Origin of the sequence: Streptomyces natalensis ATCC 27448, assembly GCF_000935125.1 — a bacterium.
In the GTDB taxonomy this organism is placed as follows: Bacteria; Actinomycetota; Actinomycetes; order Streptomycetales; family Streptomycetaceae; genus Streptomyces; species Streptomyces natalensis.
In genome coordinates this window covers 20,214-45,913 of sequence record NZ_JRKI01000063.1, presented here as the reverse complement: position 1 = coordinate 45,913, position 25,700 = coordinate 20,214, and the positions used below count along the sequence as shown (strand labels likewise).

General features: G+C 70.5%; 24 protein-coding genes. 12 read left to right on the top strand and 12 right to left on the bottom strand.

Annotated elements, in window-relative coordinates:
- Positions 1-85: 85 nt before the first annotated feature.
- From SNA_RS36695 to hemL, 3 genes are all read right to left on the bottom strand, one after another.
- On the bottom strand, positions 86-1,309 hold the full coding sequence (locus SNA_RS36695) for a polysaccharide deacetylase family protein (protein ID WP_044368719.1): 1,224 nt from the start codon (positions 1,307-1,309) through the stop codon (positions 86-88).
- Between the two features lie 145 nt (positions 1,310-1,454).
- Positions 1,455-2,135, bottom strand: coding sequence for a histidine phosphatase family protein (locus SNA_RS36690; RefSeq protein WP_030067066.1), 681 nt, complete (start codon positions 2,133-2,135; stop codon positions 1,455-1,457).
- Positions 2,136-2,206: 71 nt separating this feature from the next.
- Entirely contained in the window at positions 2,207-3,514 is a 1,308-nt protein-coding gene (gene hemL / locus SNA_RS36685; protein WP_030067067.1) for a glutamate-1-semialdehyde 2,1-aminomutase, read from the bottom strand.
- A 532-nt stretch (positions 3,515-4,046) separates the two neighbouring features.
- Here hemL and SNA_RS36680 point away from each other — a divergent pair.
- Positions 4,047-4,655 (top strand): hypothetical protein, encoded by a 609-nt coding sequence (locus tag SNA_RS36680; RefSeq protein WP_078970465.1) that lies wholly within the window; start codon positions 4,047-4,049, stop codon positions 4,653-4,655.
- A gap of 147 nt (positions 4,656-4,802) precedes the next feature.
- On the opposite strand, the gene SNA_RS36675 is transcribed toward SNA_RS36680, so the two are convergent.
- Together SNA_RS36675 and SNA_RS36670 are read right to left on the bottom strand one after the other, a co-directional pair.
- On the bottom strand, positions 4,803-5,624 hold the full coding sequence (locus SNA_RS36675) for an SDR family NAD(P)-dependent oxidoreductase (protein WP_044368718.1): 822 nt from the start codon (positions 5,622-5,624) through the stop codon (positions 4,803-4,805).
- A 164-nt stretch (positions 5,625-5,788) separates the two neighbouring features.
- Positions 5,789-6,277 carry a cupin domain-containing protein gene (locus SNA_RS36670; RefSeq protein WP_030067071.1) on the bottom strand — a complete coding sequence of 163 codons (489 nt, stop codon included), beginning with the start codon at positions 6,275-6,277 and terminating at the stop codon, positions 5,789-5,791.
- A gap of 79 nt (positions 6,278-6,356) precedes the next feature.
- Between SNA_RS36670 and SNA_RS36665 the strand changes: the two genes are divergently transcribed.
- Positions 6,357-6,791, top strand: a complete 435-nt coding sequence (locus SNA_RS36665; RefSeq protein WP_338059856.1) for a MazG-like family protein — start codon at positions 6,357-6,359, stop codon at positions 6,789-6,791.
- Positions 6,792-6,827: 36 nt separating this feature from the next.
- On the opposite strand, the gene SNA_RS36660 is transcribed toward SNA_RS36665, so the two are convergent.
- On the bottom strand, positions 6,828-7,484 hold the full coding sequence (locus SNA_RS36660; RefSeq protein WP_078970464.1) for a TetR/AcrR family transcriptional regulator: 657 nt from the start codon (positions 7,482-7,484) through the stop codon (positions 6,828-6,830).
- Between the two features lie 99 nt (positions 7,485-7,583).
- Between SNA_RS36660 and SNA_RS36655 the strand changes: the two genes are divergently transcribed.
- From SNA_RS36655 to SNA_RS36645, 3 genes are all read left to right on the top strand, one after another.
- Complete coding sequence (locus SNA_RS36655) at positions 7,584-9,209, top strand: FAD-dependent oxidoreductase (protein ID WP_078970463.1); 1,626 nt, start codon at positions 7,584-7,586, stop codon at positions 9,207-9,209.
- Positions 9,210-9,308: 99 nt separating this feature from the next.
- Positions 9,309-9,644: a YnfA family protein gene (locus SNA_RS36650; RefSeq protein WP_030067073.1), complete on the top strand. Its 336-nt coding sequence runs from the start codon at positions 9,309-9,311 to the stop codon at positions 9,642-9,644.
- A 79-nt stretch (positions 9,645-9,723) separates the two neighbouring features.
- Positions 9,724-10,545, top strand: a complete 822-nt coding sequence (locus SNA_RS36645; protein WP_078970462.1) for an SDR family NAD(P)-dependent oxidoreductase — start codon at positions 9,724-9,726, stop codon at positions 10,543-10,545.
- A gap of 58 nt (positions 10,546-10,603) precedes the next feature.
- Here SNA_RS36645 and SNA_RS36640 read toward each other — a convergent pair whose 3' ends face one another.
- Entirely contained in the window at positions 10,604-11,797 is a 1,194-nt protein-coding gene (locus SNA_RS36640; protein ID WP_030067075.1) for an RtcB family protein, read from the bottom strand.
- Positions 11,798-12,002: 205 nt separating this feature from the next.
- Between SNA_RS36640 and SNA_RS41855 the strand changes: the two genes are divergently transcribed.
- Both SNA_RS41855 and SNA_RS36630 read left to right on the top strand, forming a co-directional pair.
- On the top strand, positions 12,003-12,908 hold the full coding sequence (locus SNA_RS41855) for a hypothetical protein (protein ID WP_044368716.1): 906 nt from the start codon (positions 12,003-12,005) through the stop codon (positions 12,906-12,908).
- 202 nt (positions 12,909-13,110) lie between these two features.
- A complete protein-coding gene (locus SNA_RS36630; RefSeq protein ID WP_030067077.1) occupies positions 13,111-13,821 on the top strand; it encodes a DUF3558 domain-containing protein in 711 nt (236 codons plus the stop codon).
- A 97-nt stretch (positions 13,822-13,918) separates the two neighbouring features.
- On the opposite strand, the gene SNA_RS36625 is transcribed toward SNA_RS36630, so the two are convergent.
- Both SNA_RS36625 and SNA_RS36620 read right to left on the bottom strand, forming a co-directional pair.
- Positions 13,919-15,160 (bottom strand): serine hydrolase domain-containing protein, encoded by a 1,242-nt coding sequence (locus tag SNA_RS36625; RefSeq protein WP_030067078.1) that lies wholly within the window; start codon positions 15,158-15,160, stop codon positions 13,919-13,921.
- Positions 15,161-15,244: 84 nt separating this feature from the next.
- On the bottom strand, positions 15,245-15,904 hold the full coding sequence (locus SNA_RS36620) for a DUF4097 family beta strand repeat-containing protein (protein WP_030067079.1): 660 nt from the start codon (positions 15,902-15,904) through the stop codon (positions 15,245-15,247).
- 261 nt (positions 15,905-16,165) lie between these two features.
- Here SNA_RS36620 and SNA_RS36615 point away from each other — a divergent pair, with 261 nt between their 5' ends.
- Positions 16,166-16,963 carry a helix-turn-helix domain-containing protein gene (locus SNA_RS36615; protein ID WP_030067080.1) on the top strand — a complete coding sequence of 266 codons (798 nt, stop codon included), beginning with the start codon at positions 16,166-16,168 and terminating at the stop codon, positions 16,961-16,963.
- 196 nt (positions 16,964-17,159) lie between these two features.
- Here SNA_RS36615 and SNA_RS36610 read toward each other — a convergent pair whose 3' ends face one another.
- Positions 17,160-17,417: a hypothetical protein gene (locus tag SNA_RS36610; RefSeq protein ID WP_030067081.1), complete on the bottom strand. Its 258-nt coding sequence runs from the start codon at positions 17,415-17,417 to the stop codon at positions 17,160-17,162.
- A 275-nt stretch (positions 17,418-17,692) separates the two neighbouring features.
- On the opposite strand from SNA_RS36610, the gene SNA_RS36605 reads away from it, so the two are divergent.
- Positions 17,693-18,964, top strand: a complete 1,272-nt coding sequence (locus SNA_RS36605) for a DUF2637 domain-containing protein (protein WP_030067082.1) — start codon at positions 17,693-17,695, stop codon at positions 18,962-18,964.
- Positions 18,965-18,988: 24 nt separating this feature from the next.
- On the opposite strand, the gene SNA_RS36600 is transcribed toward SNA_RS36605, so the two are convergent.
- Both SNA_RS36600 and lysS read right to left on the bottom strand, forming a co-directional pair.
- Complete coding sequence (locus SNA_RS36600) at positions 18,989-19,231, bottom strand: hypothetical protein (RefSeq protein ID WP_030067083.1); 243 nt, start codon at positions 19,229-19,231, stop codon at positions 18,989-18,991.
- A gap of 116 nt (positions 19,232-19,347) precedes the next feature.
- A complete protein-coding gene (gene lysS / locus SNA_RS36595; protein WP_044368711.1) occupies positions 19,348-21,072 on the bottom strand; it encodes a lysine--tRNA ligase in 1,725 nt (574 codons plus the stop codon).
- A gap of 256 nt (positions 21,073-21,328) precedes the next feature.
- Here lysS and argS point away from each other — a divergent pair, with 256 nt between their 5' ends.
- From argS to SNA_RS36580, 3 genes are all read left to right on the top strand, one after another.
- Positions 21,329-23,107 carry an arginine--tRNA ligase gene (gene argS / locus SNA_RS36590; protein WP_044368708.1) on the top strand — a complete coding sequence of 593 codons (1,779 nt, stop codon included), beginning with the start codon at positions 21,329-21,331 and terminating at the stop codon, positions 23,105-23,107.
- A 497-nt stretch (positions 23,108-23,604) separates the two neighbouring features.
- Complete coding sequence (locus tag SNA_RS36585) at positions 23,605-24,387, top strand: hypothetical protein (RefSeq protein WP_030067087.1); 783 nt, start codon at positions 23,605-23,607, stop codon at positions 24,385-24,387.
- Positions 24,384-25,595, top strand: coding sequence for a S8 family peptidase (locus tag SNA_RS36580; protein ID WP_044368705.1), 1,212 nt, complete (start codon positions 24,384-24,386; stop codon positions 25,593-25,595). Before SNA_RS36585 ends, SNA_RS36580 begins: the two co-directional genes overlap by 4 nt.
- Positions 25,596-25,700 lie beyond the last annotated feature (105 nt).

The window sequence follows — 25,700 nt, the reverse complement described above, 5'->3', positions numbered from 1 at the left end:
CGCACCCCCCTCGCACGGCCCCGGCACGGCACCGACCGGCGCAAAGGGGCGTGTCAGGACGTATGGGCGCGCCCCGGACGGGGGCTCAGGCCGCCGAGAGGTACGCGTTCCAGCCGCCGGCCGGGCGCTCGCCGACATCCATCCGCTGGAGCCGGTCGACCACCTCGGGGTCCTGGGCGTCGAGCCAGTCGGTGAACTGCCGGAACGAGACGAGATGCACATCCCGCTTCCGGTCGTCGGCGATCTGCTTGAGCGCTTCTTCCACGGCGTCCATGTAGATACCGCCGTTCCACTGCTCGAAGTGGTTGCCGATGAAGAACGGCGCGCGGTTGGTCTCGTAGGCCCGCTGGAATCCCTTGATATAGGCGTCGGTCGCCTGCTCCCGCCATACGGGGTAGTTGGCGGGCGGGGCCTTGGTGGAGTTCCGCGACTGATTGGCGAGCATGTTGTAGTCCATCGAGAGGACCTCGAAAGAGTGACCCGGAAAGGGAACCTGCTGGAGCGGGAAGTCCCACAGGCCGGACTTTTTCCTGGGCCACTTCTGCTGTCCGCCGGGCGAACTGGCGTCATAGCGCCAGCCCATATTCCGGGCGGTCGGCAGCAGATTCTCCTGGCCGAGCAGACAGGGGGTGCGGCCGCCGACCAATTCCTTGCGGTAGTCGAACGGCAGCGGTTCTATGTCCGTGAACCCCGTATGCGTACGCCACTTGGTGACGAATTCCATCGCCTGGTCGATCTCGGACTGCCACTGCTGCGGCGTCCAGAGCTTTACGGTGCCCGTGCCGGAGCAGAAGTGGCCGTTGAAGTGGGTGCCGATCTCATGGCCGTCCAGCCAGGCCTGGCGCACGTACTTCAGCGTCTCCTTGATGTGGTCATCGGCGAGATAGCCGATGGCGGAGGCGCCGAGCCGGTTGTTCGGCGGCTCGTAGAGGTGCCGCTGGGATTCCGGCAGGAGATACAGGCCGGAGAGAAAGAACGTCATGGCCGCGCCGTGGTCCTTGGCGAGCTTGAGGAAACGCGGGAAAAGGCCGTTGCCCACCTCTCCGGCGCCGTCCCAGGAGAAGACCACGAACTGCGGCGGGGTCTGGCCGGGCTCCAGCCGCTCGGGCCGCTCGGGCTGATGGGGCTGCGCCCCCGAATCAGCGGTGGAGCCGTCGCCTATCAGCTTCGAACGGGCCTGCACGGAATCCTTCACCCGCTGCTTGTCCGCCCCGTCGCCCTCGCCGGACGAGGAGCAGCCTGCTATGCCGAAGGCCGCCGCGGCACCAACTCCCAGGCCCAGCAGGTCCCGCCGACTCAGTGTGCGCATTCCGTGACCCCATCCGTACTCGCCGTACTCAATGTCCATATAAACGGACAACCGAGTGGAGGGCATGTCGACGGATGGGGCTCCGGATCAAGCGCTCAAATCTCTCACCTTCGCGCCATATGACGTTGCGCCAAATGAGGCGCTGTCAAGCACCAAAAGCCTTGGACTTTCCCTTGGCGGGTTTGGCGCCCGCCAGAAGATGGGAGGGAACCAGGTCGCGCGCCGGCTCGCTGTACCCCACCGAAATGATCTTTTCGCCGTGGAAGGTGAACGACGTCAGCGAGGCCAGCGTGCACTGCCGCTTCCGCGGGTCGTGCCACAGCCGCCGCCGCTCGGCGAAGCTCCGCACGATCCAGATCGGCAGCTGATGGCTGACCGCCACCGCCTCGTGCCCGCGCGCCGCATCCCGCGCCGCGCCCAGCGCCGCCATCATCCGTACGACCTGCTCGATGTACGGCTCGCCCCACGAGGGCCGGAACGGGTTGGTCAGGTACTTCCAGTTCCCCGGCTTCTTCAGCGCACCGTCGCCGACCCCGAAGGTCTTGCCCTCGAAGACATTGGCCGCCTCGATCAGCCGCTCGTCGGTGGCCAGCTCCAGGCCGTGCGCCCCCGCGATCGGCAGCGCGGTCTCCTGCGCGCGCTCCAGCGGGGAGGCCACGACATGGGTGATGTCCCGCTCCGCCAGATGCTCCGCGACCCGGTCGGCCATCTTCCGCCCCAGGTCGGAGAGGTGATAGCCGGGCCGGCGCCCGTAAAGGACACCCTCCGGGTTGTGCACCTCGCCGTGCCGCATCAGATGCACCACGGTGATGTCGTCGCCGCTCATCCCGTCGCCGTCCTTCTTCCCGAGGTCCGCCTCGTTCTTCCGGAGGTCCGCCACGTTTTCGTCCGCCCCGCTCATGCACGCGCCTCGGCGGCGGCCTGCGCGGCGGCCGGCAGCGCGGCGGCGATCTTCTCGATCGCCCGCGTGTCGTGCGTGGTCGAGACGAACCACGACTCGAAGGCCGACGGCGGAAGGTAGACGCCCTGCGCCAGCATCGAGTGGAAGAAGGCCGTGAAGCGGAAGGACTCCTGCTTCTTGGCCTCGTCGTAGTTGGTCACGTCCCGCTCGGTGAAGAAGACGGAGAACATGTTCCCCGCCACCTGGAGCCGGTGCGCCACGCCCGCCTTGGTCAGCGCCTCGCCGACCAGCGACCGCAGTTCGGCCGAGGCCGCGTCGACCTTCGCGTACGCGGCGTCGTCCAGCAGCCGCAGCTGCGCGACACCGGCCGCGGTGGCGATCGGGTTTCCGGACAGGGTGCCCGCCTGGTAGACGGGACCGGCCGGCGCCAGATGCGCCATGACGTCCGCGCGGCCGCCGAACGCCGCCGCCGGGAACCCGCCGCCCATCACCTTCCCGAAGGTCATCAGGTCCGGCACCACGCCGTCGAGCCCGAACCAGCCGGCCTTGCTGACCCGGAAGCCGGTCATGACCTCGTCGGAGATGTAGAGCGCACCGTTGGCGGCGCACAGGTCCTTCAGCCCCTGGTTGAAGCCCGGCAGCGGCGGCACCACGCCCATGTTCCCGGGCGACGCCTCCGTGATGACGCAGGCGATCTCGCCCTCGTGCGCGGCGAACGCGGCGCGCACCGCCTCCAGGTCGTTGTACGGCAGCACCAGCGTGTCGCCGGCCTGCGCACCGGTCACGCCCGGCGTGTCGGGCAGCCCGAAGGTCGCCACGCCCGAACCGGCCGCGGCCAGCAGGGCGTCGACATGCCCGTGGTAGCAGCCGGCGAACTTGACGACCTTTGCCCGGCCGGTGAACCCGCGCGCCAGCCGGATCGCCGACATCGTGGCCTCGGTGCCCGAGGAGACCAGCCGCACCTGCTCGACCGGCCCGATGCGGGCGACGATCTCTTCGGCCAGCTCGACCTCACCCTCGCCGGGCGTGCCGAACGACGTCCCGCGGGCGACCGCCTCCTGGACCGCGGCGATCACCTGCGGGTGCGAATGACCGAGGATCATCGGCCCCCACGAACACACCAGATCGACATATTCCCGCCCATCGGCGTCCGTGAGGTAGGGACCCGTACCGGACACCATGAACCGGGGCGTACCGCCCACGGCCCGGAAGGCCCGCACCGGGGAATTGACGCCGCCCGGCGTCACCACGGACGCCCGGTCGAACAGCGACTGCGAAACAGGGGCTTCATACGGAAAAGACACTGTGATCCTGACCTGCATAAACGGAGGGCGGGCAGCGACACGCGGACACGGCCCCGGGCTGACAACGGTACGGAATCCCCGGGCGGCCCTTTCGGGTGCCGTTCGGGGGCGGGTTTCTGATGGGCTCGTGGCGGGTTCGTCGAGGGCCGTCGAGGGCCTGGGGGTTCGTTGAGGGGCCGTTGCGGGGCCGCCTCGGGGGCCCGGCCGGTCTCTCCACGGCCCCTACTTCGGCCGCTGCCTCGGTCCCGGCTTCGGTCCCTGCTGCGGACCGCGCCCGCCCCCGGCCTCGGTCCTCACCGGGTCCCGCTTCGTCCCGTTCTTCGATTCCTTTTTGATTCCTCTCGCGCACGACCGGGCGTCAGCCCCCATGCGTCTGCAAAACTGGGGTCGACGTACGAGTAAGTCACGCAAGCAATGGTCTCAGAGGCGCACAGGGGCGCGTGGCCGGGCGTTTCACACGCCGGTGACGGGGGAGGTCTCTGAGACGATGATCGGGTTGCGCGGCTGGAGCTGCGAGTGGTCGGGTGGAGATATGCATCGCGGTGGCGAACTGGGTGAGGGGACCAATGACCGGGGTCCCGAGCGCGCCCAGCGCGGCCGGCACCGGCGCGAGGACGTCGCGGACATCAGGGGCGCCGAGGACACCGGGAACGTCGACGACGTCGCGGGCGGGGACATCACCGGGGGAAACAGGGGCGGCCGCATGGGGGTGACGTACAAATACTTCGGTGCGCCCAATGGCGCCACGGCGGCCCGGGTCCCGATCTCGATGCGCCCCGAGGAACTCGGCGGTGACGAGCTGGGCATGGGCGGCATGTTCTCCAAGATCAAGCCCGAGACCATGGCCGCCATGGTGCTGACCGGCATAGAGGGCATACCCCTCCACAAGGTCCCGCCGCTCGAGCTGGTGGTCCTCCACCCGGACTACGCCGTCGTCAAGCTGCCCATGACCGTGGTCGACCCGCTGCGCGGCGTCGGCGAGGAATCGGTCGGCGCGGCCGCCTTCATCTGGTCCACCGTCCCCGACCGCGGCGGCCCGCGCGACGCCTACACCGTCTACCAGCTCCTGCACGAGTGGCAGGACTTCAGCCACCGGCTGCACGAGGCGGGGCATCAGGCGTATTGCCTGGTCTGGCCCTGATCGAACCGGCGCCCGGGGTGGTACGGGCGCCGGTCCGGGGCGGTGGCTTCGGGGTGGCTGCGCATCGCCGGGCCGGCTCCGGGGTGGTTGCGCATCGTCGGGCCGGCTCGGGGACAGCCGTCCGCCGCCGGGGCGCGAGGGTGGCGCTCACCACGTAGGCCGGGCCGAGACTCCGCCGTCCACGACGAGATCGTGACCGGTGATCCAGGAGGCCATCGGCGAGGCGAGAAAGACGCAGGCATCGCCCACGTCTTCGGGCCGTCCCAACCGCCCGGTGGGCACCGCCGCTTGCCAGCGCCGTACGCCGTCGGGCCAGTCGTCCTCCAGCCCGGGGCGCGCGATCAGTCCGGGCGACACGCTGTTGACCCTGATGCCGTACGCCCCGTACTCCAGCGCCGCCGAGCGCGCATGCATCACCACCGCCGCCTTGGCCGCGCTGTAGTGGGCGTGCAGGGGCGCCGGCCGGTGCGCTTCGATGGACGCGATATGGGTCACCGAACCGCCGCCGCCCTCGCGCATCACCCGCGCCGCGGCCTGCGTGCACGCGAACACGCTGTGCACGTTGGGATCCGCCACCGCCCGCCAGTCGGCCAGCGACATGTCCGCCAGGTCCTGCGTCGGCTGCACCCCGGCGTTGTTGACCAGCGCGGTCAGCCGCCCGCGCCAGGCGGCCGCCCGCGCCACCAAGCGGTGGCACTCGTCCTCGAAGGCCAGATCGGCGGCCAGCGCCAGGGCGCTCCCGCCGCCCTCCTCGATCTGCCGGACCAGCTGCTGCGCGGCCTCGGCCGCCGTACGGTAGTGCACCGCCACGGCGGCCCCCGCGGCGGCGAAGCGCAGAGCGATGCCCCGCCCGACGGTGCCGGAGGCGCCGGTGATCAGCGCCACCTGCCCGGTGAGATCGGGGAGGCCGGTGACGTCGGGAGCGTCCGGGTGGGCAGAGGCGGCAGCGGGGCCGGCGGCAGCGGGCATCCAGGGGCGGCCTCGATGCCCCCGCTGCCCTTGGCGGCCGCCGCGCTCCCGGTGGCCGGGCGTGTCCCTACCACGTTCGGGCGTAGTTCCGTCGCCGCCGGACCTTACGGGAGCACCCCGCCCACCCACCTCGTTGAGGGCCCCAAAGGGGGGCGTCACCCCTGTCATGGCCGACTCAACTGTGCGATCCGCGCCGCCTCCTGCGGAAAGCGCTCGGCGAGTGCGACGGCGTCCCCGTGCTCGTAGTCCTCGTACGAGAAGCCCGGCGCCATGGTGCAGCCGAACAGCGACCAGGAGCCGCCCTCGGCGACCGCGGCGGCCATCCACGTACCGGCCGGGACGACGAACTGGACGTGCTGCCCGCCCAGGATGTCCGGGCCGAGGACGGCCGTACGGGTGGTGCCGTCGTCGTGCAGCAGCAACAGGGTGAGCGGATCGCCCCGGTAGAAGTGCCAGATCTCGTCGGTCGGCAGCCGGTGCAGCGCGGAGAAATCGCCGGGCTCGGCGGTCAGCAGCATGACCATCGCCGAACCTTCCGGCCGCCCATCGGCCCGCTCGGGCCCGGCCCAGGTACTCCGGAACCGCCCGCCCTCCCGGGGCAGCGGCACCAGCCCGTAGAAGTCGATCAGGGCCTCGGGCGTCGGCTGGCGCATCCACGGCCTCCCGTTCTGCTGCTCCTGGCGTGGTCCACACCCTAGGCAGCGGACCGGCCGGGGCAGGCAGAATCGGGCCATGTCCGATGACTTCTCCGGTGGCTCGTCCGATGACCTCTCCGGCGACTCGCCCGATGTCACGCCCGTCGTCACGCCTCGCGCCCCTGACGCCCGGTCCGTTACGGCCGGTCCGCTGGACGGGGCGGCCCTGTGGGACGCCGTCGAAAAGCTGGTGCGCTGGCTCGACCAGGAGAACGCGCTGCCGACCGAGCAGGCGCGGCTGCTGCGGATCCTGAAGCTCTCGGAGGAGGCGGGCGAGGTGGCGCAGGCCGTCATCGGGGCCACCGGCCAGAACCCACGCAAGGGCCGCAGCCACACCTGGGACGACGTACAGAGCGAGCTGTGCGATGTGATCGTGACGGCGATGGTGGCCCTGCGGACCCTGACACCGGACGCGCGGCGGGTGTTCGAGGGGCATGTGGGGCGGGTGGTGAGGCGGGCGGGGTCCTCCTGAGAGGCCGGCGCCGGGCGGGGGCAATGCACCCGTTGCTCAGGGGCGTTCGGCCGTCAGATAGCGCTGGACCGTGGGGGCCAGCCAGGCGATGAGGTCGTCATGGGTGAGGGCGACGGCGGGCGGCATGTGCAGGACGTAGCGGCACAGCGCCATGCCCAGGACCTGTGAGGCGATCAGTGCGGCGCGGGTGGCCGCTTCCTCGGGGGCCGGGCAGACGGCGTCGACCACCGGTCTGATCTGTTCGGCGAAGATCCCGCGCATCCGTTCCGCGCCCGCGGCATTGGTGACGCCGACGCGCATCATGCCGGTCAGCGTCTCGTCGCCCTCCCAGCGCTCGATGAAATGACGGACGAGGCGGCCGCCGATCTCGTCGGGCGGCACCTGGGTGAGGTCGGGGAAGTGAAGTTCGATCTCCGAGGCGGCCGCGAAGAGGCCCTCTTTGTTGCCGTAATAACGCATCACCATCGACGGATCGATCCCCGCGTCGCGGGCGATGGCGCGGATCGTGGCGCGCTCGTAGCCGTCGGCGGCGAAGCGGTCCCGGGCGGCGGCGAGGATCGCGGCGCGGGTGGCGTCGGAGCGGCGGGGGCGGGGGTGGGCCCCGGCGTCGGGGGCGGTGGCCGCGACGGGAAGTTCGTCGAGGTCCAGGTCAGGGGCGGGGGAAGGGGGCTGGGAGGGTCTGCGCTCGGCCATGTCCACAAATGTAGGCCAACACCTGTTGACGTGCCAGTGCTGGACGGCCTACGCTTGCCAACAAGCGTTGACCAACACACGTTGGCATTGGAGACGGTCATGACGGAGACCCACCGCAAGCCCGGCACCACCCCCGACCCGCAGACGACCCCCGACCTGGAGACGGCCACCGACCCGCAGGCGGTCGCCGAGGCCCCGGACCCTCCCGGAACCCCGGCTCCCCCGCGCAGCGACGTCATCGTCGTCGGCGCCGGCCCCACCGGACTGCTGCTCGCCGGCGATCTCGCCCAGGCCGGGCTGAGCGTCACGCTCCTGGAGCGCCGCCCCGCGACGCTCAGCAACCTCACCCGCGCCCTCGCCGTGCACGCCCGCTCGCTTGAGCAACTCGATGCCCGCGGGCTCGCCGACGAGCTGGTCGCCGGCGGTCACCGGCTCACCGAGCTCGGCCTGTTCGGCAGCGCCGTCCTCGCCCCGGCCCAGCTGCCGACCCGCTTCCCGTTCGTCCTGATCACCCCGCAGTTCGAGGTCGAGCGGCTGCTGGAGCGCCGGGCCCGGCAGGCCGGCGTCACCTTCCGGTACGACTCCGAGGTCCTCGGCCTCGATCAGGACGCGGGCGGCATGACGATACGGCTGCGCGACGGCGGCGGAATCGGCAGCGCCCGCGCCTCGTATGTCGTCGGTACGGACGGTGCCCGCAGTACGGTCCGCCAGGCCATCGGCCTGCCCTTTCCCGGCAAGACCGTCATCCGCTCCGTGCTGCTGGCCGATGTCCGGCTGGCCGAGGAGCCCCCCTCCCCCTTTACCGTGAGCGCTTCACCGGAGGCGTTCGCTCTGGTCGGCTCGTTCGGCGACGGCTGGTACCGCGTCATCGGCTGGAACCGCCACGCCCAGGCCGACGACCGCGGTGCCGTCGACTTCGCCGAGGTCCGCGAGGTGGCCCGGCTCGCCCTCGGTACCGACTACGGCATGCATGACCCCCGCTGGATGTCCCGCTTCCACAGTGACGAGCGCCAGGCCCCGCAGTACCGCGTCGGCCGCGTCTTCCTCGCCGGCGACGCCGCTCATGTCCACTCACCCGCCGGCGGCCAGGGTATGAACGTCGGCCTCCAGGACGCCGCCAACCTCAGCTGGAAGCTGGCCGCGGTGCTCAAGGGCCACTCCCCCGACACACTGCTGGACAGCTACCAGACCGAGCGGCACCCGGTCGGCAAGACGGTGCTTCGCAGCAGCGGCGCCATGGTCCGGCTCGCGCTGCTGCCCTCGGCGCCCGGCCGCGCCCTGCGCGGATTCCTCGCCCAGGTCGTCAACCATGTGCGGCCGCTCTCCCGCCGCGCGATCGGCACCGTCTCCGGTATCGCCGTCTCCTATCCGGCCGGGCGCGGCGCCCACCCGCTCGCCGGTCGTCGCGCCCCCGACATCCGCCTGGCCGACGGCAGCCGCCTGTACGAACTTCTCCGCAGGGGCACCTTCGTGCTCATAGCCCCCGCCGAGGACACCGCCGCCCTCGGCCCCGCCGCCGACCGCGTCCTTACGGTCTCCTGGGCGAGCGACCGCGGTACCGCGCTGCTCGTCCGCCCCGACGGCTATATCGCCTGGGCCACCGACGCCACCGGCCCCGCCGACCGCGGCGCGGCGCTCCGTACGGCGCTCGCCCACTGGACGGGCGCCGGGACAGCCCCGGTAGCCGCCGCGGGGCTCAACTCATCCGTCAAGCAGGCCAGTTGACGAAAGGGAGGCCACGAAGACGGCAAGTGCCAGTACAACGGCGACGACCGCCCGCATGCCCCACACGGCCCGCCCGCCCCCGCTCCTTACCCTGGCTCCATGCTCATCGCTCGCTCCATCGCCCTGTTCGTCGTCGCGGCGCTCTTCGAGATCGGCGGCGCCTGGCTGGTGTGGCAGGGGGTGCGGGAGCACCGGGGCTGGGTCTGGATCGGTGCGGGGGTGATCGCCCTCGGGCTCTACGGCTTTGTCGCGACCCTCCAGCCCAACGCCGATTTCGGGCGTGTCCTGGCCGCGTACGGCGGGGTGTTCGTCGCCGGGTCGCTGGCCTGGGGCATGGTCGCGGACGGCTACCGCCCCGACCGCTGGGATGTCATCGGCGCACTGATCTGCCTGGCCGGCATGGCGGTGATCATGTATATCCCCCGCGGCCGCTGACCCCGTCTGCCTATCCTGACCACAGGCCGCCCACACCGGCCACCACGAGCAGGCCACCAGCAGGCCACGAGGAGAGCGCATGACCAGCGCCAGCAGCGCCGACGCCGGCACCACCGAAGCCGGCACCGCCGAAGACCGCACCCCGGAGCGGAGCGCCGGCGCGGGCCGTATCGCCGTCATCACCGGAGCGAGCAGCGGCATTGGCGCCGCCACCGCGCGGCAATTGGCCGCGGCCGGTTACCGCGTCGTCCTCACCGCCCGCCGCAAGGACCGTATCGAGAAGCTCGCCGCCGAGCTGCCGCATGCCGAGGCGTACGCGCTCGACGTCACCAACCGCACCGCCGTCGACGCCTTCGCCGCCTCCCTCGACCGCTGCGACGTCCTGATCAACAACGCGGGCGGCGCCTTCGGTGCGGAACCGGTCGCGACCGGCGACCCGGAGGACTGGCGCGCGATGTACGACGTCAACGTCCTCGGCGTGCTTCATATGACCCAGGCGCTGCTGCCCGCCCTCACCGCGACCGGGGACGGCACCGTTGTCGTGCTGTCGTCCACCGCCGGCCATGCCGCGTACGAGGGCGGCGGTGGCTATGTCGCCGCCAAACACGGCGCGCATGTCCTGGCCGAGACCCTCCGCCTGGAGCTGTGCGGCGAGCCCGTACGGGTCATCGAGGTGGCGCCGGGCATGGTCAAGACCGAGGAGTTCGCCACCACCCGCTTCCGCGGTGACGCCGCCAAGGCCGCGAAGGTCTACGAGGGTGTTGCCGAACCGCTCAGCGCGGACGATGTCGCCGACACCATCGCCTGGGCCGTCACCCGCCCCTCCCACGTGAACGTCGACCTCCTGGTCGTCCGCCCCCGCGCCCAGGCATCCAACTCCAAGGTCCACCGCACCAGTTGAGCCCCGGGCCGGCGATCGGAGAGGCCCGAGACCCGGGCCCCCGGCCGGGCCCAGGCGCTCAGCCCTTCACACACACCACCTGCTTGAGGTGCGCGACGACCTCCACCAGGTCCCGCTGCTGCTCCATGACCTTCTCGATCGGCTTGTAGGCGCCCGGGATCTCATCGATCACCCCGGAGTCCTTACGGCACTCGACGCCCCGCGTCTGCTCCTCCAGGTCCCGCGTCGAGAAGCGCTTCTTGGCGGCGGTACGGCTCATCTTGCGGCCGGCGCCGTGGGAGGCCGAGTTGAAGCTGGCCGGGTTCCCCAGGCCCTTGACGATGTACGAGCCGGTGCCCATCGAGCCCGGAATGATGCCGTACTCGCCGCCGCCCGCCCGGATGGCGCCCTTACGGGTCACCAGCAGGTCCATGCCGTCGTACTGCTCCTCGGCCACATAGTTGTGGTGGCAGGAGATGACCTCGCCGAAGGTGACCCTGGCCTTCTTGAACTCCCGGCGGATGACGTCCTGGGAGAGCGCCATCATGATCTCGCGGTTGTGCTTGGCGTACTCCTGCGCCCAGAACAGATCGTTCCGGTACGCCGCCATCTGCGGGGTGTCGGAGATGAAGACGGCGAGGTCGCGGTCGACCAGCCCCTGGTTCTGCGGAAGCTTCTGCGCCACGCCCATGTGGTATTCGGCCAGTTCCTTGCCGATGTTGCGCGATCCGGAGTGCAGCATGATCCATACGGAGTCGTCGGTGTCGAGGCAGAACTCCCAGAAGTGGTTGCCGCCGCCGAGCGAGCCCATCTGCTTCACGGCCCGTTCGCGGCGGAACCTGACCGCGTCGGCCACCCCGTCGAACCGCGCCCAGAAGTCCTCCCAGCCCGCCGTCGCCAGGCCGTGCAGCCGTCCCGGGTCGACCGGGGCGTCGTGCATGCCCCGCCCGACCGGAATCGCCTGCTCGATCTTGGAGCGCAGGCGGGAGAGATCGCCGGGGAGGTCGTTGGCGGTGAGCGAGGTCCTGACGGCGCTCATTCCGCAGCCGATGTCGACACCGACCGCCGCCGGGCAGACGGCGCCGCGCATCGCGATCACCGAGCCGACGGTGGCCCCCTTGCCGTAATGCACGTCCGGCATGACGGCGAGCCCCTTGATCCACGGGAGGGTCGCGACATTGCGCAGCTGCTGCATGGCGACGCCCTCGACCGCGGCCGGATCCGTCCACATGCGGATCGGTACCTGCGCACCGGGCACTTCGGTGTACGACATAACTTTCTCATTCCCCCGAAAACAGTGAAAACGCAAAACGCGGACAAATCATCGGATCTTGGACGGTTGACCGGCATCCGCGTCGCCACGTGCGGTAGACATTGTGTCCACCGGCCGCCGCTCGGCGGCAACATATTTCCTGGGGATCTTCGCAGGCGAGGTACGCGCGAAGCACAGGCGAAGCACGGAAAGGAGCCCGCGAACGATGCGACCGAAAACGCTACGGAAGTCGTTCGTACCCGGTGCCGCAGTGGTGGCGGCCGCGGCGCTCGCCGTCGGCCTCACCGGCTGCACCGCCGGCTCCGGCAGCGACGACGGGGGCGCCGACGCCAAGGGCGGCGATGCCACCACGTCGAGCCAGAGCGCCGAGCCGGGCCGCTACCAGACCCTCCCCGAGGCCTGCCGGCTCCCCGCGCGCAGCACCGTACGCAGCCTGCTGCCCGGCGATGACCAGCAGCTTTCGCAGGAGGACGCGGACAAGATCTACGCGGGCCAGCCCGACGTCACCTATGACACCGACCGCCGCGTCGGCTGCCACTGGAAGCGCGAGACCACCGAGGGCACCCGCCACCTGGCGCTCGACATCGTGCGGGTGGTCTCGTACGACCCGTCCGTGAGCGATGACGACCGCGCGCAGGAGATCTACTCGGGCAAGGAGCTGGCCGCCGAAATCCCCTCCGACGGCTCCGCCACTCCCGCCTCACCGACACCGTCCACCAAGGGCTCCCCGGAGGCGAAGGGCGCCACCCCGGACGAGAGCACGGCCGGGAGCACCCCCAAGAGCAAGGCCACGAGCAAGGCCAAGGGCGGCAAAAAGGGCGCGGCGGACACCGCGTCGCCCTCCACGGGGGCGAGCGCGGACCCCGGCGGCTCCACCGCGCCGCGCGTCCCGGGCGGCCTCGGCGACGCGGCCTTCCTGAACGACAAACTGGCCACCGCGGACTCCGGTGTGCACCGTGATGTCACTGTGGTCTTTCGCACGTCGAATGTGATCGTGACGATCACCTACGACCAGTGGTCGACGGACAAGACCAACCTGCCGCAGAGCCAGGAACTGCAGGACAAGGCCCGTTCGCTGGCCGACGAGCTGGCGGACAGCCTGTCCGAATAGCACCACTTCACGCCGCTCACCCTCTATAGCCCTGTTAGAAGTTAAATACCACCATTCGCGCGATTGCGTGCACGGTACGAAACGGCCACCGATCCCGTTCCGCCGCGTACCGTGCCGTCTAGCGCCGCCCCTCGTACGGACCCCCGTACGACCCTCGTACGCGAGGCGGGCCGCCGCCACGACGACGAACAGCGAAGGAACCATGCACCGTTCAGCCAAGCGACTCGCCAGCCTTCTCGCCTGCGCCGCAGTCCCGGTGATGCTCGTCGCCGGCTGCTCCGGCTCGGACAGCAACGGCTCCGACGGCTCCTCCGACGCGCCCAGCACGTCGGCCAAGCCGTCGGCGACCGTTGCGGCCGCCAAGTACAAGAAGCTGCCCAACCCGTGCGAGGCGTTCTCCAAGGACACCCTGGGCAAGCTGGTGCCCAAGACGAAGAACAAGGGTGGCGAACCGGGCACCTCCGACGACGCCACCTCGCACGGCACCTGCTCCTGGGACAGCTCCGACGAGAACGGCGTCGACGGCACCCAGTTCCGCTGGCTGGACGTCGGCTTCCAGCGCTATGACTCCGACGCCAACCCGGCCGTCGGAACCGGCGAGAAGCGCGCCGCGGACTTCTACGCCAAGCAGGTCGCCAACGCGAAGGGCACCGAGGGCGCCAAGAAGGTGCAGACGGCCAAGACCGACGGCGCCGGCGACGAGTCGACCGCGATCACGTACGACATCAAGAAGGACAAGACGCCCTTCAAGAACACGACGATCGTCGCCCGGGCGGCCAACATCGTGGTCACGGTCAACTACAACGGCGCGGGCATGGCCGGAGCCGACACCCCCAAGGCCGCCAAACTGCTGAAGTCCGCCCAGGCCGCCGCCAAGGAGGCGGTCGCCGCCGCCGTCAAGGCCAACGGCTGACCGCGCACCGCCCACACCGTCCGCACCAGCCCACCGAGGGGATCTCACCCTCGGTGGGCTGGTGGGCTGGTGGGCCGGTGGGCCGGTGGGCCGGGTGTCAGTCGTCGATCGCCTGGTAGACCGTCGTCCAGAAGTCGTGGATGACCCGCGCCGAATCCGGGGTGGACATCCCGACCTGGGTGAGCAGGGTTCCGGAGAGCTGGTGGTGCGGGTCGGCGTAGGTCGTGGTGCCGGTTCCGCCGTCCCAGCCGAACTGGCCGATGGGCGCGTAGTCGCCGCGGTAGGTGCGCACCGCCATCCCGAAGCCCCAGCCGCCGTGCTGTCCTTGGCCGAACGAGATGTGGACGTTGTCGCGGGCCATGGCGCTGCGGGCGGTGTTCTGCTCGGGCGTGAGGCAGTTGGTGGTCATCAGCTCGACGGCGGGCCGGGACAGGATCCGCTCGCTCCCGTGCATCCCGCCGTTCAGCAGCATCTGGAAGTAGGCGTGGTAGTCGTCCACGGTGGAGACCAGTCCACCGCCACCTGACTGGAAGGCCGGAGGCCGGCTGTACTGCCCGCCCGCCGCCTCGTCCCACACGGTGAACTCCCCGGTCTGCGGGTCGGGGACGTAGCTGGTGGGCAGCCGGTCGATCTTGCCGGCGGGCACATGGAAACCGGTGTCGGCCATCCCCAGCGGGTCGAGGACACGTTCGCGCAGGAACGCCTCGAACGACTGGCCGGTGACGCGCTCCACCAGCACGCCGAGCACATCGTTGCTGACCTGGTACTGCCAGCGCTCTCCGGGCTGGTGCATGAGCGGGAGCGTGCCGAGGCGGCGCATCCACTCATCCGCGCCGGGCGTGTCCTGCGCACTCTGGGAGAAGACGCCCCGCTCGAAGATCGCGTCCATGATCGGGGTGCCCATCGACGTCAGATCCACGCCGAGCCCGAACGTGGAGGTCAGCAGGTCCCGTACGGTGATCGGCCGCCGCGCCGGCACGGTGTCGTCCAGCGGGCCGTCGAACCGCTTCAGCACCTGACGGTCGGCGAGCTCGGGCAGCCACGGATCCACCAGGTCGTCGAGCCGCAGCCGGCACTCGTCCAGGAGGACCATCGCCGCCGCCATGGTGACCGGCTTGGACGTCGAGGCCATCCGGAAGATCGCGTCCCGGCGCATCGGCGCGCCACCGTCATGGCGCATCGTCCCCAGCGCTTCGACGTGCGTCTCGCCGCCCCGGCTGACCAGGGCGACGAGCCCGGGAATCTTCCCGGAGTCGACATGGCGTGCCAGTACCTCGCGGATTCTGCGCAGCCCTGTTTCGGAGAAGCCGCCGTGCCGGCCGGTGAGGTTGAGGGACATATCTGTGTGCTCCTTGTGGGGTGTGCGGGTGGGTGGGTGGTTGATGGCCGGGGGCGTTGCGGGTGCTCCTTCGGAGGGAGCGGGTCAGAGGCTGTGGGCGGTGATGTCGCCGTGGGGAGTGGTTGCGTGGATGTCGAGTTCGGCGGTGCCGTCGTTCTTGAGGGCGTTGCTGATGCGGCCGTGGCTGGTGCCGGCGTCCAGGGCGGCGGAGACGCCGGCGGCGGCGCCGACCGTGATGTCGCCGGACTGGGTACGCAGCACGACCTTGCCGCCCGTGGCCTCGGTGATGCGGATGTCGCCCCGTGCGGTGCTGATCTCCGCGGGGCCGCACCGGCCGACCTCGACGTCGCCCTCGACCGCGGTGAGGCGCAGGCTCGCGGCCTCGTCCAGCTTGATCTGGCGGTAGGCGCCTTCGAAGGCGATATCGCCGAGGCGGCCGAGGGTGCGCAGTTCGGCGCCGGCCGTCTTGGCCCCGATGCGGGATCCGGCGGGCAGCTTGACCGTCACGTCGAGGGATCCGGTGGGGCCCAGGTACTGGGTCTTCGCCGCATTCACGATCCGCAGGACTCCGTCGGCGTAGGCGACCGTGGTCTGCTCCGCCGCCTTCACATCGCGGCTCTTCGAGGCGTTCGCGGGCAGGACCTCGACCGAGGTGTCGGCCCGGTCGGCGGCGATGAACTGGACGCGCCCCGCGGGGATGTCCAGGACGACGGAGATCGGGGCGGAGGTGTCGAACTTCTGCATGGTGCTCTCCCTTGCGCTTGCGGCCCGGCGTTTCCGGACGAGTGAAACGCTACGTTGCTTTCCAGATTCAGGCAACGACACTTTTGCTTAGAGATGGCATACATGCAGGTGAGAGCCTATTAATCGTTGCAACGCCCTCTCGTTTAATGCAACGACCAGACCGTCGTTCGTTGCAATACATTGAAGGTGAACGCTATGGTGGAGGCGTCAGGAACACCGAGCAGCACCACGGAGCACCCGTGGAACATGAAGGGGGCCGTGATGCCGGGAGGCAGGCTCACCCAGCAGGAGCGCCAGCAGATCGCGGTGGGGCTGGCCGACGGTCTGGCCTACGCCGAGATCGCCCGCCGTCTCGACCGTCCGACCTCCACCATCACGCGCGAGGTGATGCGCAACGGCGGCCCCGCCGGCTACCGCGCCGACCTCGCCCACCGCGCCACCCAGCAACGCACCCACAGCCGCAGGCAGACCGCGCCCCGGGCAGCGCAGGCACTTCCGCAAGCCCACGGACGCGACGCGGCGGCCGTGCGCGACTACCAAGAGACCCTCACGACCGTCTTCATGACCTCGGGTCTGCCCAAGATGATGGCCCGGGTACTGGGTTGCCTCTACACCACCGACACCGGCAGCCTCACCGCCTCCGAACTCGCCCAGCGGCTGACGGTCAGCCCGGCGTCCGTCTCCAAAGCGATCACGTTCCTCGAGGGCCTGGACCTCGTCCGCCGGGAACGCGACGAACGCCGCCGCGAGCGCTACGTCGTCGACGACGACCTCTGGTACCAGTCGATGATCCGCAGCGCCCGGGCCAACGACCAGTTCATCGAGACCGCACGGCAGGGCATCGGCATCCTCGGCCACGGCACCCCGGCCGCCACCCGCCTCGAAAACGCCGCCCGTTTCCTCGACTTCGTCAGCGAAGGACTCATCCGCGCCGCGGAACAGGGACGCGAAGTCCTCTACACCAGAACCCGAACGACCCCGGACGGCACCACCACGCCGAGTTCCGAAGCGCCACCACCGTCTGCCAGGGCGGAACGAACGGCCTGGCCGGAGAAGTAGCGCGACAGCGAGGTGTGGGAACCAGGCTGGTCCCGGGCCGCCCCCCGCCATGGAGGTCATTCATTCCGCCCGTTGTCCGCTCAGCAGCAGCACCACCTCCCCGCCCAACCACCTCAGCCGAAGAGGGCCCGCACCGACAAACGGTGCGGGCCCTCTCGTCCTTTGTGCATCGCACCACCGCGGTGCCACGCTTGTGTCAGCGGAGGCCTCTCGGGCCGACCAAGGAGGCGTCGCCGCTGATGTCGCCGCTGGCGGCCTGCTTGAGGAGGGCGAGATTCTTGTGGTTGTCGATAAGGATGGTGCAACTGCCGCTCGGGGGGAGCAGGAGGCTGAACGCCGGCGCGCACTCGGCATTCTGATGGACGCGCCCCTCGGCTCCGGCCGCGCCTGCCGCCGACGCCAGCAGCGCACCGGCCCCAAGGGTGCCCGCGACCACACGCAATGCCTTACCCATGACGGATTGTCCTCCCTGTACTGGTCCCGGTCTTGCACCGGGATCATTCGCCATAACGCGCGAGTAACGGATAAATCACGCCCTATTACTCCGTCGAGGTGACGGCACGGCGAGGTACACAGGAGGAAGACGCACAGGTTCCGTCCGAGACGAGCCCGGCCGCTTGCCAGTGCCCTATCGCCCTAGTGACCCGGCTCCCCAGTACCGCCACACGCTCTCCCGTACGCATGTGCCAGGCTGTCGCTCGCAACAGACCGACTAGGAGGGGTCCTCGGGTGGCCGCGGCACTGAAGCTGACACGCACACACCGGATACTCATCGGAGTGGTCATCACCGGCGCGGTGGTCATCGCCGGCATCGGCTTCGCCGGCTCCTACGCGGCCGTGCGTGCACTGGCCATCAAAAAGGGGTTCGGCGACTTCGCCTACTTCTTCCCCATCGGCATCGACGCGGGCATCTGCGTTCTGCTCGCCCTGGATCTGCTGCTGACCTGGATCCGCATGCCCTTCCCACTGCTGCGGCAGACGGCATGGCTGCTGACCGTCGCGACCGTGGCATTCAACGCAGCGGCGGCGACCGACCCGTTGGGCATGGGCATGCATGCCGTCATCCCGGTGCTGTTCGTCGTCACCGTCGAGGCCGCCCGGCATGCCGTCGGGCGGATCGCCGACATCACGGCGGACAGGCACATGGAGGGCGTGCGCCTCACGCGCTGGCTGCTGTCGCCCCTCCCGACGTTCCTGCTGTGGCGGCGGATGAAGCTGTGGGAGCTGCGGTCGTACGACGCGGTGATCGAGCTGGAGCAGGAACGCCTCGTGTACCAGGCGCGCCTGCGGTCGCGATTCGGGCGGGGCTGGCGGCGCAAGGCTCCCGTGGAGTCGCTGATGCCCCTGCGGCTCGCCCGGTACGGGGTGCCGCTGGCCCGGACCGCTCCCGCGGGGCTCGCCGCGGCGGGCATCGAACCGCAGTTGCTCCCGGCGGCGCCACAGCAGGCCGTGACCTCCGCCGCTCCGGCGCCCACGGCCCACGGGCCGCAGGCCCACGAGCCCGCCGAGGAACTGCCGAGCCCGTGGTTCGCGGCGCCGCAGCAGGTGACGTATCAGGGGGACTACGACCCGACGTTCGTGCCGGAGCAGGGGCAGGGGCATGAGCCCTCGCACGACGAGCACCAGGGGATCCCGGCGCACGCGGCGCACGACCAGGCCCCGGTCCCGGTCCCGGCGCCGCGTGCCCCAGAGCCCGAGCCGGAGCACGAGCCGCAGGTCCCGGTGCCGACCGGTGCGGGCGGAACCCGCCCGCTCGGCAAGGGCGTCCCGAAGCCGGACCCCCAGCCCGCCCAGGAACCCGCCGCGGCCCCGACCGTTGACGACCTCTACCTGGTGTTCCGGCGCTCACTGGAGGGCGAAGGCATGCCGACGCCGGATGCGTTCGCGGCGAACCTGGAGGCGCAGTACGGGCTCCACCTGCCGCCACGCGACCTGACCCGCTTCATGGACCAGTTCACCAACCGCCTCAACACAGAGCTGATGAACGACCACATCGCCTGACGCGCACCGGGCCCGACACACCCTCTACGCGCCCGACCCCTCTCCCCCCGCCTCGCCCGCTTCGCGCTTCTTCTTGTCCCCCTCGCCCCACACGGCCAGCCCCGCGCCCGCCGCGAAGACCCCCAGGTAGGCGACCGACGGCAGGTCGGCCAAGTGGTGCAACATGCCCCAGGCGCCGCCGAAGAACACCTGGCCGATGAAGCCCAGTGCCCCCTGAAGCAGGACGAAGAACCCGAAGTAGCCGATGAACACCCTGAATCCCCTCATGGATCAAGGGTGATGCGAACGGCCCCGGGGATCCTCGTCCCCGGGGCCGAACCCGTTCTCCTACCGAAGTCGCACACCCGCCGCTGGTTCCTCCGCCTCGGCGGCAGGCGCCCTGGTCACCCGCCCAGCAGCCTGCGCCCCCGGTCGGCGCCGACCGCCAGCAGCAGCGTGGGCAGGCGCGGGCCGGTGTCCCGGCCGACCAGCAGGTTGTAGAGCAGGGCGAAGAAGGCGCGCTGGGCGACCTTGAGCTCGGGGGTCGGCTTGGCGTCCGGGTCCAGGCCGGCCTGGATCTTGGGCACGCCGTAGACCAGCGTGGTCAGACCGTCCAGCGACCAGTGCTCGTCCAGCCCGTCGAGCAGCAGCCGCAGCGAGGTACGGCCCTCCTCGTCCAGCGAGCCCAGCAGCTCCTTGTCCGGTTCGTCGCGGACGATGGTGCGCTGGTCGGTGGGGACCTGGGTGGTGATCCAGTACTCGGCCTTGTCGAGCCGCGGCCGGGCCTCGTCCAGCGAGCGGACCGGGTTGTCGGGGTCCAGTTCGCTCAGGATGCGCAGGGTCTGCTCGTCGTGGCCCGCGGTGATGTCCATGACGGACGCCAGCGTGCGGTACGGCAGCGGGCGCGGGGTGACGGGCAGCTCGCCGGCGGCGGTGCCGATGGCGCGCTTGTAGGCGGCGGCGTCGGCGGGCTGCGCGGAGCCGTCGGCGACCTTGGCGGCCAGCTTGTCCCACTCGTCGTAGAGCCGCTGGATCTCCTGGTCGAAGGCGATCTTGAAGGACTGGTTGGGCCTGCGGCGGGCGTAGAGCCAGCGCAGCAGCGGCGCCTCCATGATCTTCAGCGCATCGCCCGGGGTGGGCACGCCGCCCTTGGACGAGGACATCTTGGCCATGCCGCTGATGCCGACGAAGGCGTACATCGGGCCGATGGGCTGGTCGGCGCCGAAGACCTCGCGGACGATCTGGCCGCCGACGACGAATGACGAGCCGGGCGAGGAGTGGTCCACGCCGGACGGCTCGAAGACCACGCCCTCGTAGGCCCACCGCATCGGCCAGTCGACCTTCCACACCAGCTTGCCGTGGTCGAACTCGCGCAGCGCGACGGTCTCGGAGTGGCCGCAGGCGGTGCACTCGTAGCTGAGGTCGGTGGTCTCGTCGTCGTAGCCGGTGACCGTCGTGAGGTCCTTGTTGCAGACCGTGCAGTAGGGCTTGTACGGGTAGTAGCCCGCGCGGCCCGCGCTGCCGTCGTCCTCGCTGGCCGCGCCGGAGCCCTCGGCAGCCTCCAGCTCGGCCTCGTCGACCGGCTTCTGCTGCTTCTTCGGCTTGCCGGTGGCCTTGTCCTTGGTGCGGTAGCGGTCGAGCACGGCGTCGATGTCGCCGCGGTGCTTCATCGCGTGCAGGACCTGCTCGCGGTAGGCGCCGGAGGTGTACTGCTCGGTCTGGCTGATGCCGCGGTACTCGATGCCCAGCTCGGCCAGCGACTCCTCCATGGCGGCCTTGAAGTGCTCGGCCCAGCTGCCGTACGGGCTGCCGGGCGGGGCCGGCACGGCGGTCAGCGGCTTGCCGATGTGCTCCGCCCAGGACGGGTCGATACCGGCCGGGACCTTGCGGTAGCGGTCGTAGTCGTCCCAGCTCAGGACGTGGATGCAGGCGTGTCCGCGGCGGCGGATCTCGTCGGCGACCAGATGCGGGGTCATGACCTCGCGGAGGTTGCCCAGGTGGATGGGGCCCGACGGGCTCAGGCCCGAGGCGACGACGACCGGTTTGCCGGGGGCGCGGCGCTCCGCCTCGGCAATGACCTCGTCCGCGAACCTGGAGACCCAGTCGGTCTCGGTGCTCTGCTGAGCCACGATCGGCCCTTCCTCTTCCTGGTGCTTTCCCGTTGCGCCCTGTGGTGTGCCCGGCGGCGCGGTCCGGGCCGCCGGCGGGGTCGCTGTTTCACGTGAAACATCGACCGGCTCGGCCTGACGGCACACATACGCCGGAGGGCACACATAAGCCTGACGGTGCCATTCTCCCAGACGTCGCCCGGTCAGAAATTCAGTGGTACCGGCGTGGGATACTCACTGGCAAACCCTTTCCACTCCAACGGAACGGCTCTCTTCCATGGCCTCGGTCACTTCCCTCGCAGCTTCGGTCAATCAGCGCGTCACGGACGCCCTCTCGGCAGCCCTGCCGGAGGCCGGCGCCGCGGACCCGCTGCTGCGACGCAGCGACCGGGCCGACTTCCAGGCCAACGGCATGCTGGCGCTGGCCAAGAAGCTCAAGGGCAATCCGCGGGAGCTGGCCGCCAAGGTCGTGGACGCGATCGGCGAGAGCGACGTCCTCAAGGAGATCGAGGTCTCCGGGCCCGGCTTCCTGAACATCACCATCGCGGACGAGGCGATCGTCAAGACCCTCGCCGAGCGCGCCGCCGACGCCCGGCTGGGTGTGCCGTACGCGGCGAGCCCGGGTACGACCGTCATCGACTATGCGCAGCCGAACGTCGCCAAGGAGATGCACGTCGGTCATCTGCGGTCCGCGGTGATCGGTGCGGCGATGGTCGAGATCCTGGAGTTCACCGGCGAGAAGGTGATCCGGCGCCACCACATCGGCGACTGGGGCACCCAGTTCGGCATGCTCATCCAGTATCTGACCGAGCACCCGCACGAGCTGGACCACGAGGGCGGCGAGGGCGCCGAGGTCTCCGGCGAGGAGGCCGCGTCCAACCTCAACCGGCTCTACAAGGCCTCGCGCGCCCTGTTCGACTCCGACGAGGAGTTCAAGGAGCGGGCCCGGCGCCGGGTCGTCGACCTCCAGGCGGGCGACGAGCAGACGCTGGCCATGTGGCAGCGGTTCGTCGACGAGTCGAAGATCTACTTCTACTCGGTCTTCAACAAGCTCGACATGGACGTCCGCGACCCCGACATCGTCGGCGAGTCCGGCTACAACGCCATGCTGGAGGAGACCTGCCGGCTGCTGGAGGAGTCCGGCGTCGCGGTGCGCTCCGAGGGCGCACTGTGCGTCTTCTTCGACGATGTGAAGGGCCCGGACGGCAACCCCGTCCCGCTGATCGTCAAGAAGTCCGACGGCGGCTACGGCTATGCCGCCACCGACCTCTCCGCGATCCGCGACCGCGTCCAGAACCTCGGCGCGGACACCCTTCTGTACGTCGTGGACGTCCGCCAGTCGCTGCACTTCAAGATGGTCTTCGAGACCGCGCGGCGGGCCGGCTGGCTGGACGACAAGGCGCACGCCGTCCAGCTCGCGTTCGGCACGGTCCTGGGCAAGGACGGCAAGCCGTTCAAGACCCGGGCGGGCGAGACGGTGCGGCTGGTGGATCTTCTGGACGAGGCGATCGAGCGGGCGACGACGGTCGTGCGCGAGAAGAACAACGAGAAGATCGCCCTCACCGAGGAAGAGATCGTCGAGAACGGCACCCAGATCGGCATCGGCGCGGTCAAGTACGCCGATCTGTCGACGTCCGCGAGCCGCGACTACAAGTTCGACCTGGACCAGATGGTGTCGCTGAACGGCGACACGTCCGTCTACCTCCAGTACGCCTACGCCCGTATCCAGTCGATCAAGCGGCGGGCCGGTGAGACCCGCCCGGTCGCGCACCCGGAGCTGCCGCTGGCCCCGGCCGAGCGGGCGCTGGGCCTGCATCTCGACGGTTTCGCCGAGGTGATCGCGGAGGCGGCGGCGTCGTACGAGCCGCACCGGCTGGCCGCGTATCTGTACCAGCTGGCGTCGCATCTGACGACGTTCTACGACCAGTGCCAGGTCGTCAGCGCGGACAACCCGGCGGAGGTCGTCGAGAACCGTCTGTTCCTGTGCGATCTGACCGGCCGGACCCTGCACCAGGGCATGGCGCTGCTGGGGATCCGCACGCCCGAGCGGCTCTGAGCTTCGCGGTACGGACAGCGCATCGCGGTACGGACAGGAGCGGTGGCCCGGATCTTCCGGGCCACCGCTTCGTCGTTCCGCCGCAGGAGAACGCGCCTCGCGGTATCGGACAGGTGATCGATAGGGTTCTCCTCTGCACGCGCGGGGGCGTGCGCCGACAACCGGTCCGTCCCCCGCTGTTCGACGCCGGCGCGCTGGACGCCGACACCGAAGAGGGGGAGCCCGCCATGTCCTACCCGCCACCGCCCGGAGGCCCCGGCCAGGCCGGGCCGTACGGGCAGCCGCCCCAGCAGGGAGGCCCGCCCGGCGGATGGGCTCCCCAGGGCGCGCCGGGGATGCCGCCCGGCCCAGGGATGCCGCCTGCTCCAGGGATGCAGGCCGGACCGGGGATACCGCCCGGCCCGGGAATGGCACCGCCCCCCGGCATGCCTCCCGTCCCGGGGATGCCGGTCCCGGGAATGCCCGGCCCCGCCATGCCCGGCCCAGGAATACCCGGCATGCCGCCCGTCCCCGCCCCCGCCACGGGCGGCAGCACGGCCCGTTCCTGCCTCGCCGCCTTCCTCGGCGTCGTCGGCGTCCTCGGGCTGCTCGGCGGCGGCGGGCTGGTCGCCCACGCGTACTCCAACGCGAGCCAGGTCACGTCCAACCGCAGCGGCTACGGCGCCACGATGTGGCGCGACGAGCCCGTCGACAAGCTCTTCCCCGAGGTCCTCGGCACCGCGAAGGACACCCGGACCCTGGACACCGACCCGAAGCACGCCCAGTGGCACCGCCTCGGCATCTCCGAACAGACCGGATGTGACCAGGCGTTGAGCGGCCCCCTCGCGGCCAAGGTGCACAAGCTCGGCTGCCTGGGCGCCCTGCGGGCCACCTACGTCGATCCGACGGGCAACACCGTCGCGACGGTCGCCATGATCGCCCTGCCGAAGGGCACCGACCCCGAGGAGATGCACGCCTTCTTCAGCGACGAGGAGGACAAGGACGTCCCTCCGCAGCAGGTGAAGGCGTATGCCGTCCCGGGCTCCCTCGCGGCCCGGTGGAGCGATGCGCGCCGCAACGCCTCGGCGGGAGCGGGCAGTTCCTCGGACCTCCCCTACGTCTTCGCCGTCTCCGCCGGCGCGGTCGACGGCCGCACGGCGGGCCGGCTGCCCGGCGAGTTCGGCAGCGCCGGCGATCACGGCGAGCAGGACCGCGTGCCCTGGGAGGGCGCCGCATCGAGCCTGGTCAACCAGCTGAACCTGCACACCACCGACCTGCTGGACAAGGAGACGACGACATGAGGGTCCGGCGCATCGGATCGGCGGCGGCCGCGGCCGGGCTCGGCGCGCTGCTGTGCGTGACGGCCGCGACGCCCGCGTCCGCCACCCCCAGGAGCTGGGAGTACCAGGCGCTCGGCCTCGCCGCGGCGCAGCGGACCGCGCAGGGTGCGGGCATCACCGTCGCGGTCCTGGACAGCGGCGTCATGAAGGACCACCCGGCGGTGGCGGGCAGGGTGACCACCGGCCCCGACTACTTCAAGGACGGCCTCCACCCCGGCGATTCCCGCTGGGGCAGCCATGGCACCGCGATGGCCTCGGACGTCCTCAAGGTCGCCCCGAAGGCGCACATCCTGTCCGTCAGGGTGATCGACGACAAGAAGGAGCACAGCGGCCTGCGGCACGGGCCCAGCCCCGTCGCCGAGGGCATCAACTACGCCGTGGAGCACGGCGCCCAGATCATCTCCATGTCGCTCGGCGGCGAGCTGTTCGGCCGCGAATTCAACGAGGACGAGACCGACGCACTGGCCCGCGCGACGCAGAAGGGCATTCCGGTCATCGCCTCCGCGGGCAACGACGCCGAGGTCTTCAACGAGACGTCCTTCCCGGCCGGTTATCCGGAAGTGATCGCCGTCGCCGCCACCCAGCAGGGCGGCAACCGCGCCACGTTCTCCACCGTACGGACCTACAACGCGGTGGCCGCACCGGGCGTCGGCATCGTCAGCGCGAAGAACACCGGCGGTTACGAGCCGGTCAGCGGCACCTCTCCCGCCGCGGCGCTGACCTCCGGAACCGTGGCCCTCATGCTCTCCCGCAACCACCAGCTGACGCCCGCTCAGGTGCGGGCGGTGCTGACGAAGACGGCCCACCATCCGTCCGGCGGGTACAGCCCCCTGGTCGGCTACGGGCAGATCAACGCCGCGGCCGCGGTCCGCGCCGCCACCCATCCGCCCACCGTCGCGGCGACCCCGGCGAAGTTCCACGGCAACGAGCACCCGGCCGGGCAGGACGGCACGTCCAAGACCACCCACCCGTCCCTGGAGACGGGTATGACGACGGTCGGGTACAGCGCGGCGGGCGTGGGTCTGGTGATGGTCCTCGGCGCGATCCTGATCAGCGTCCTGGGCCGCCGCAAGACGCGGACGGACGGGGCGCCGACGGGCCCGGTGAGCCCGGTGGGCCCACCGCCCGCCTTCCCGGGCCAGGCCCCGCCCCCGGGCCCGCCGCTTTAGGAACCGCCCGGTCCGGCCGCACCCACCACCTTCTTTCCCCTAAGGAAAGAAGGTGGTACTTTCCTTAGGGGAAAATACTCGGACGGCCAGCACATCGGGGATGCT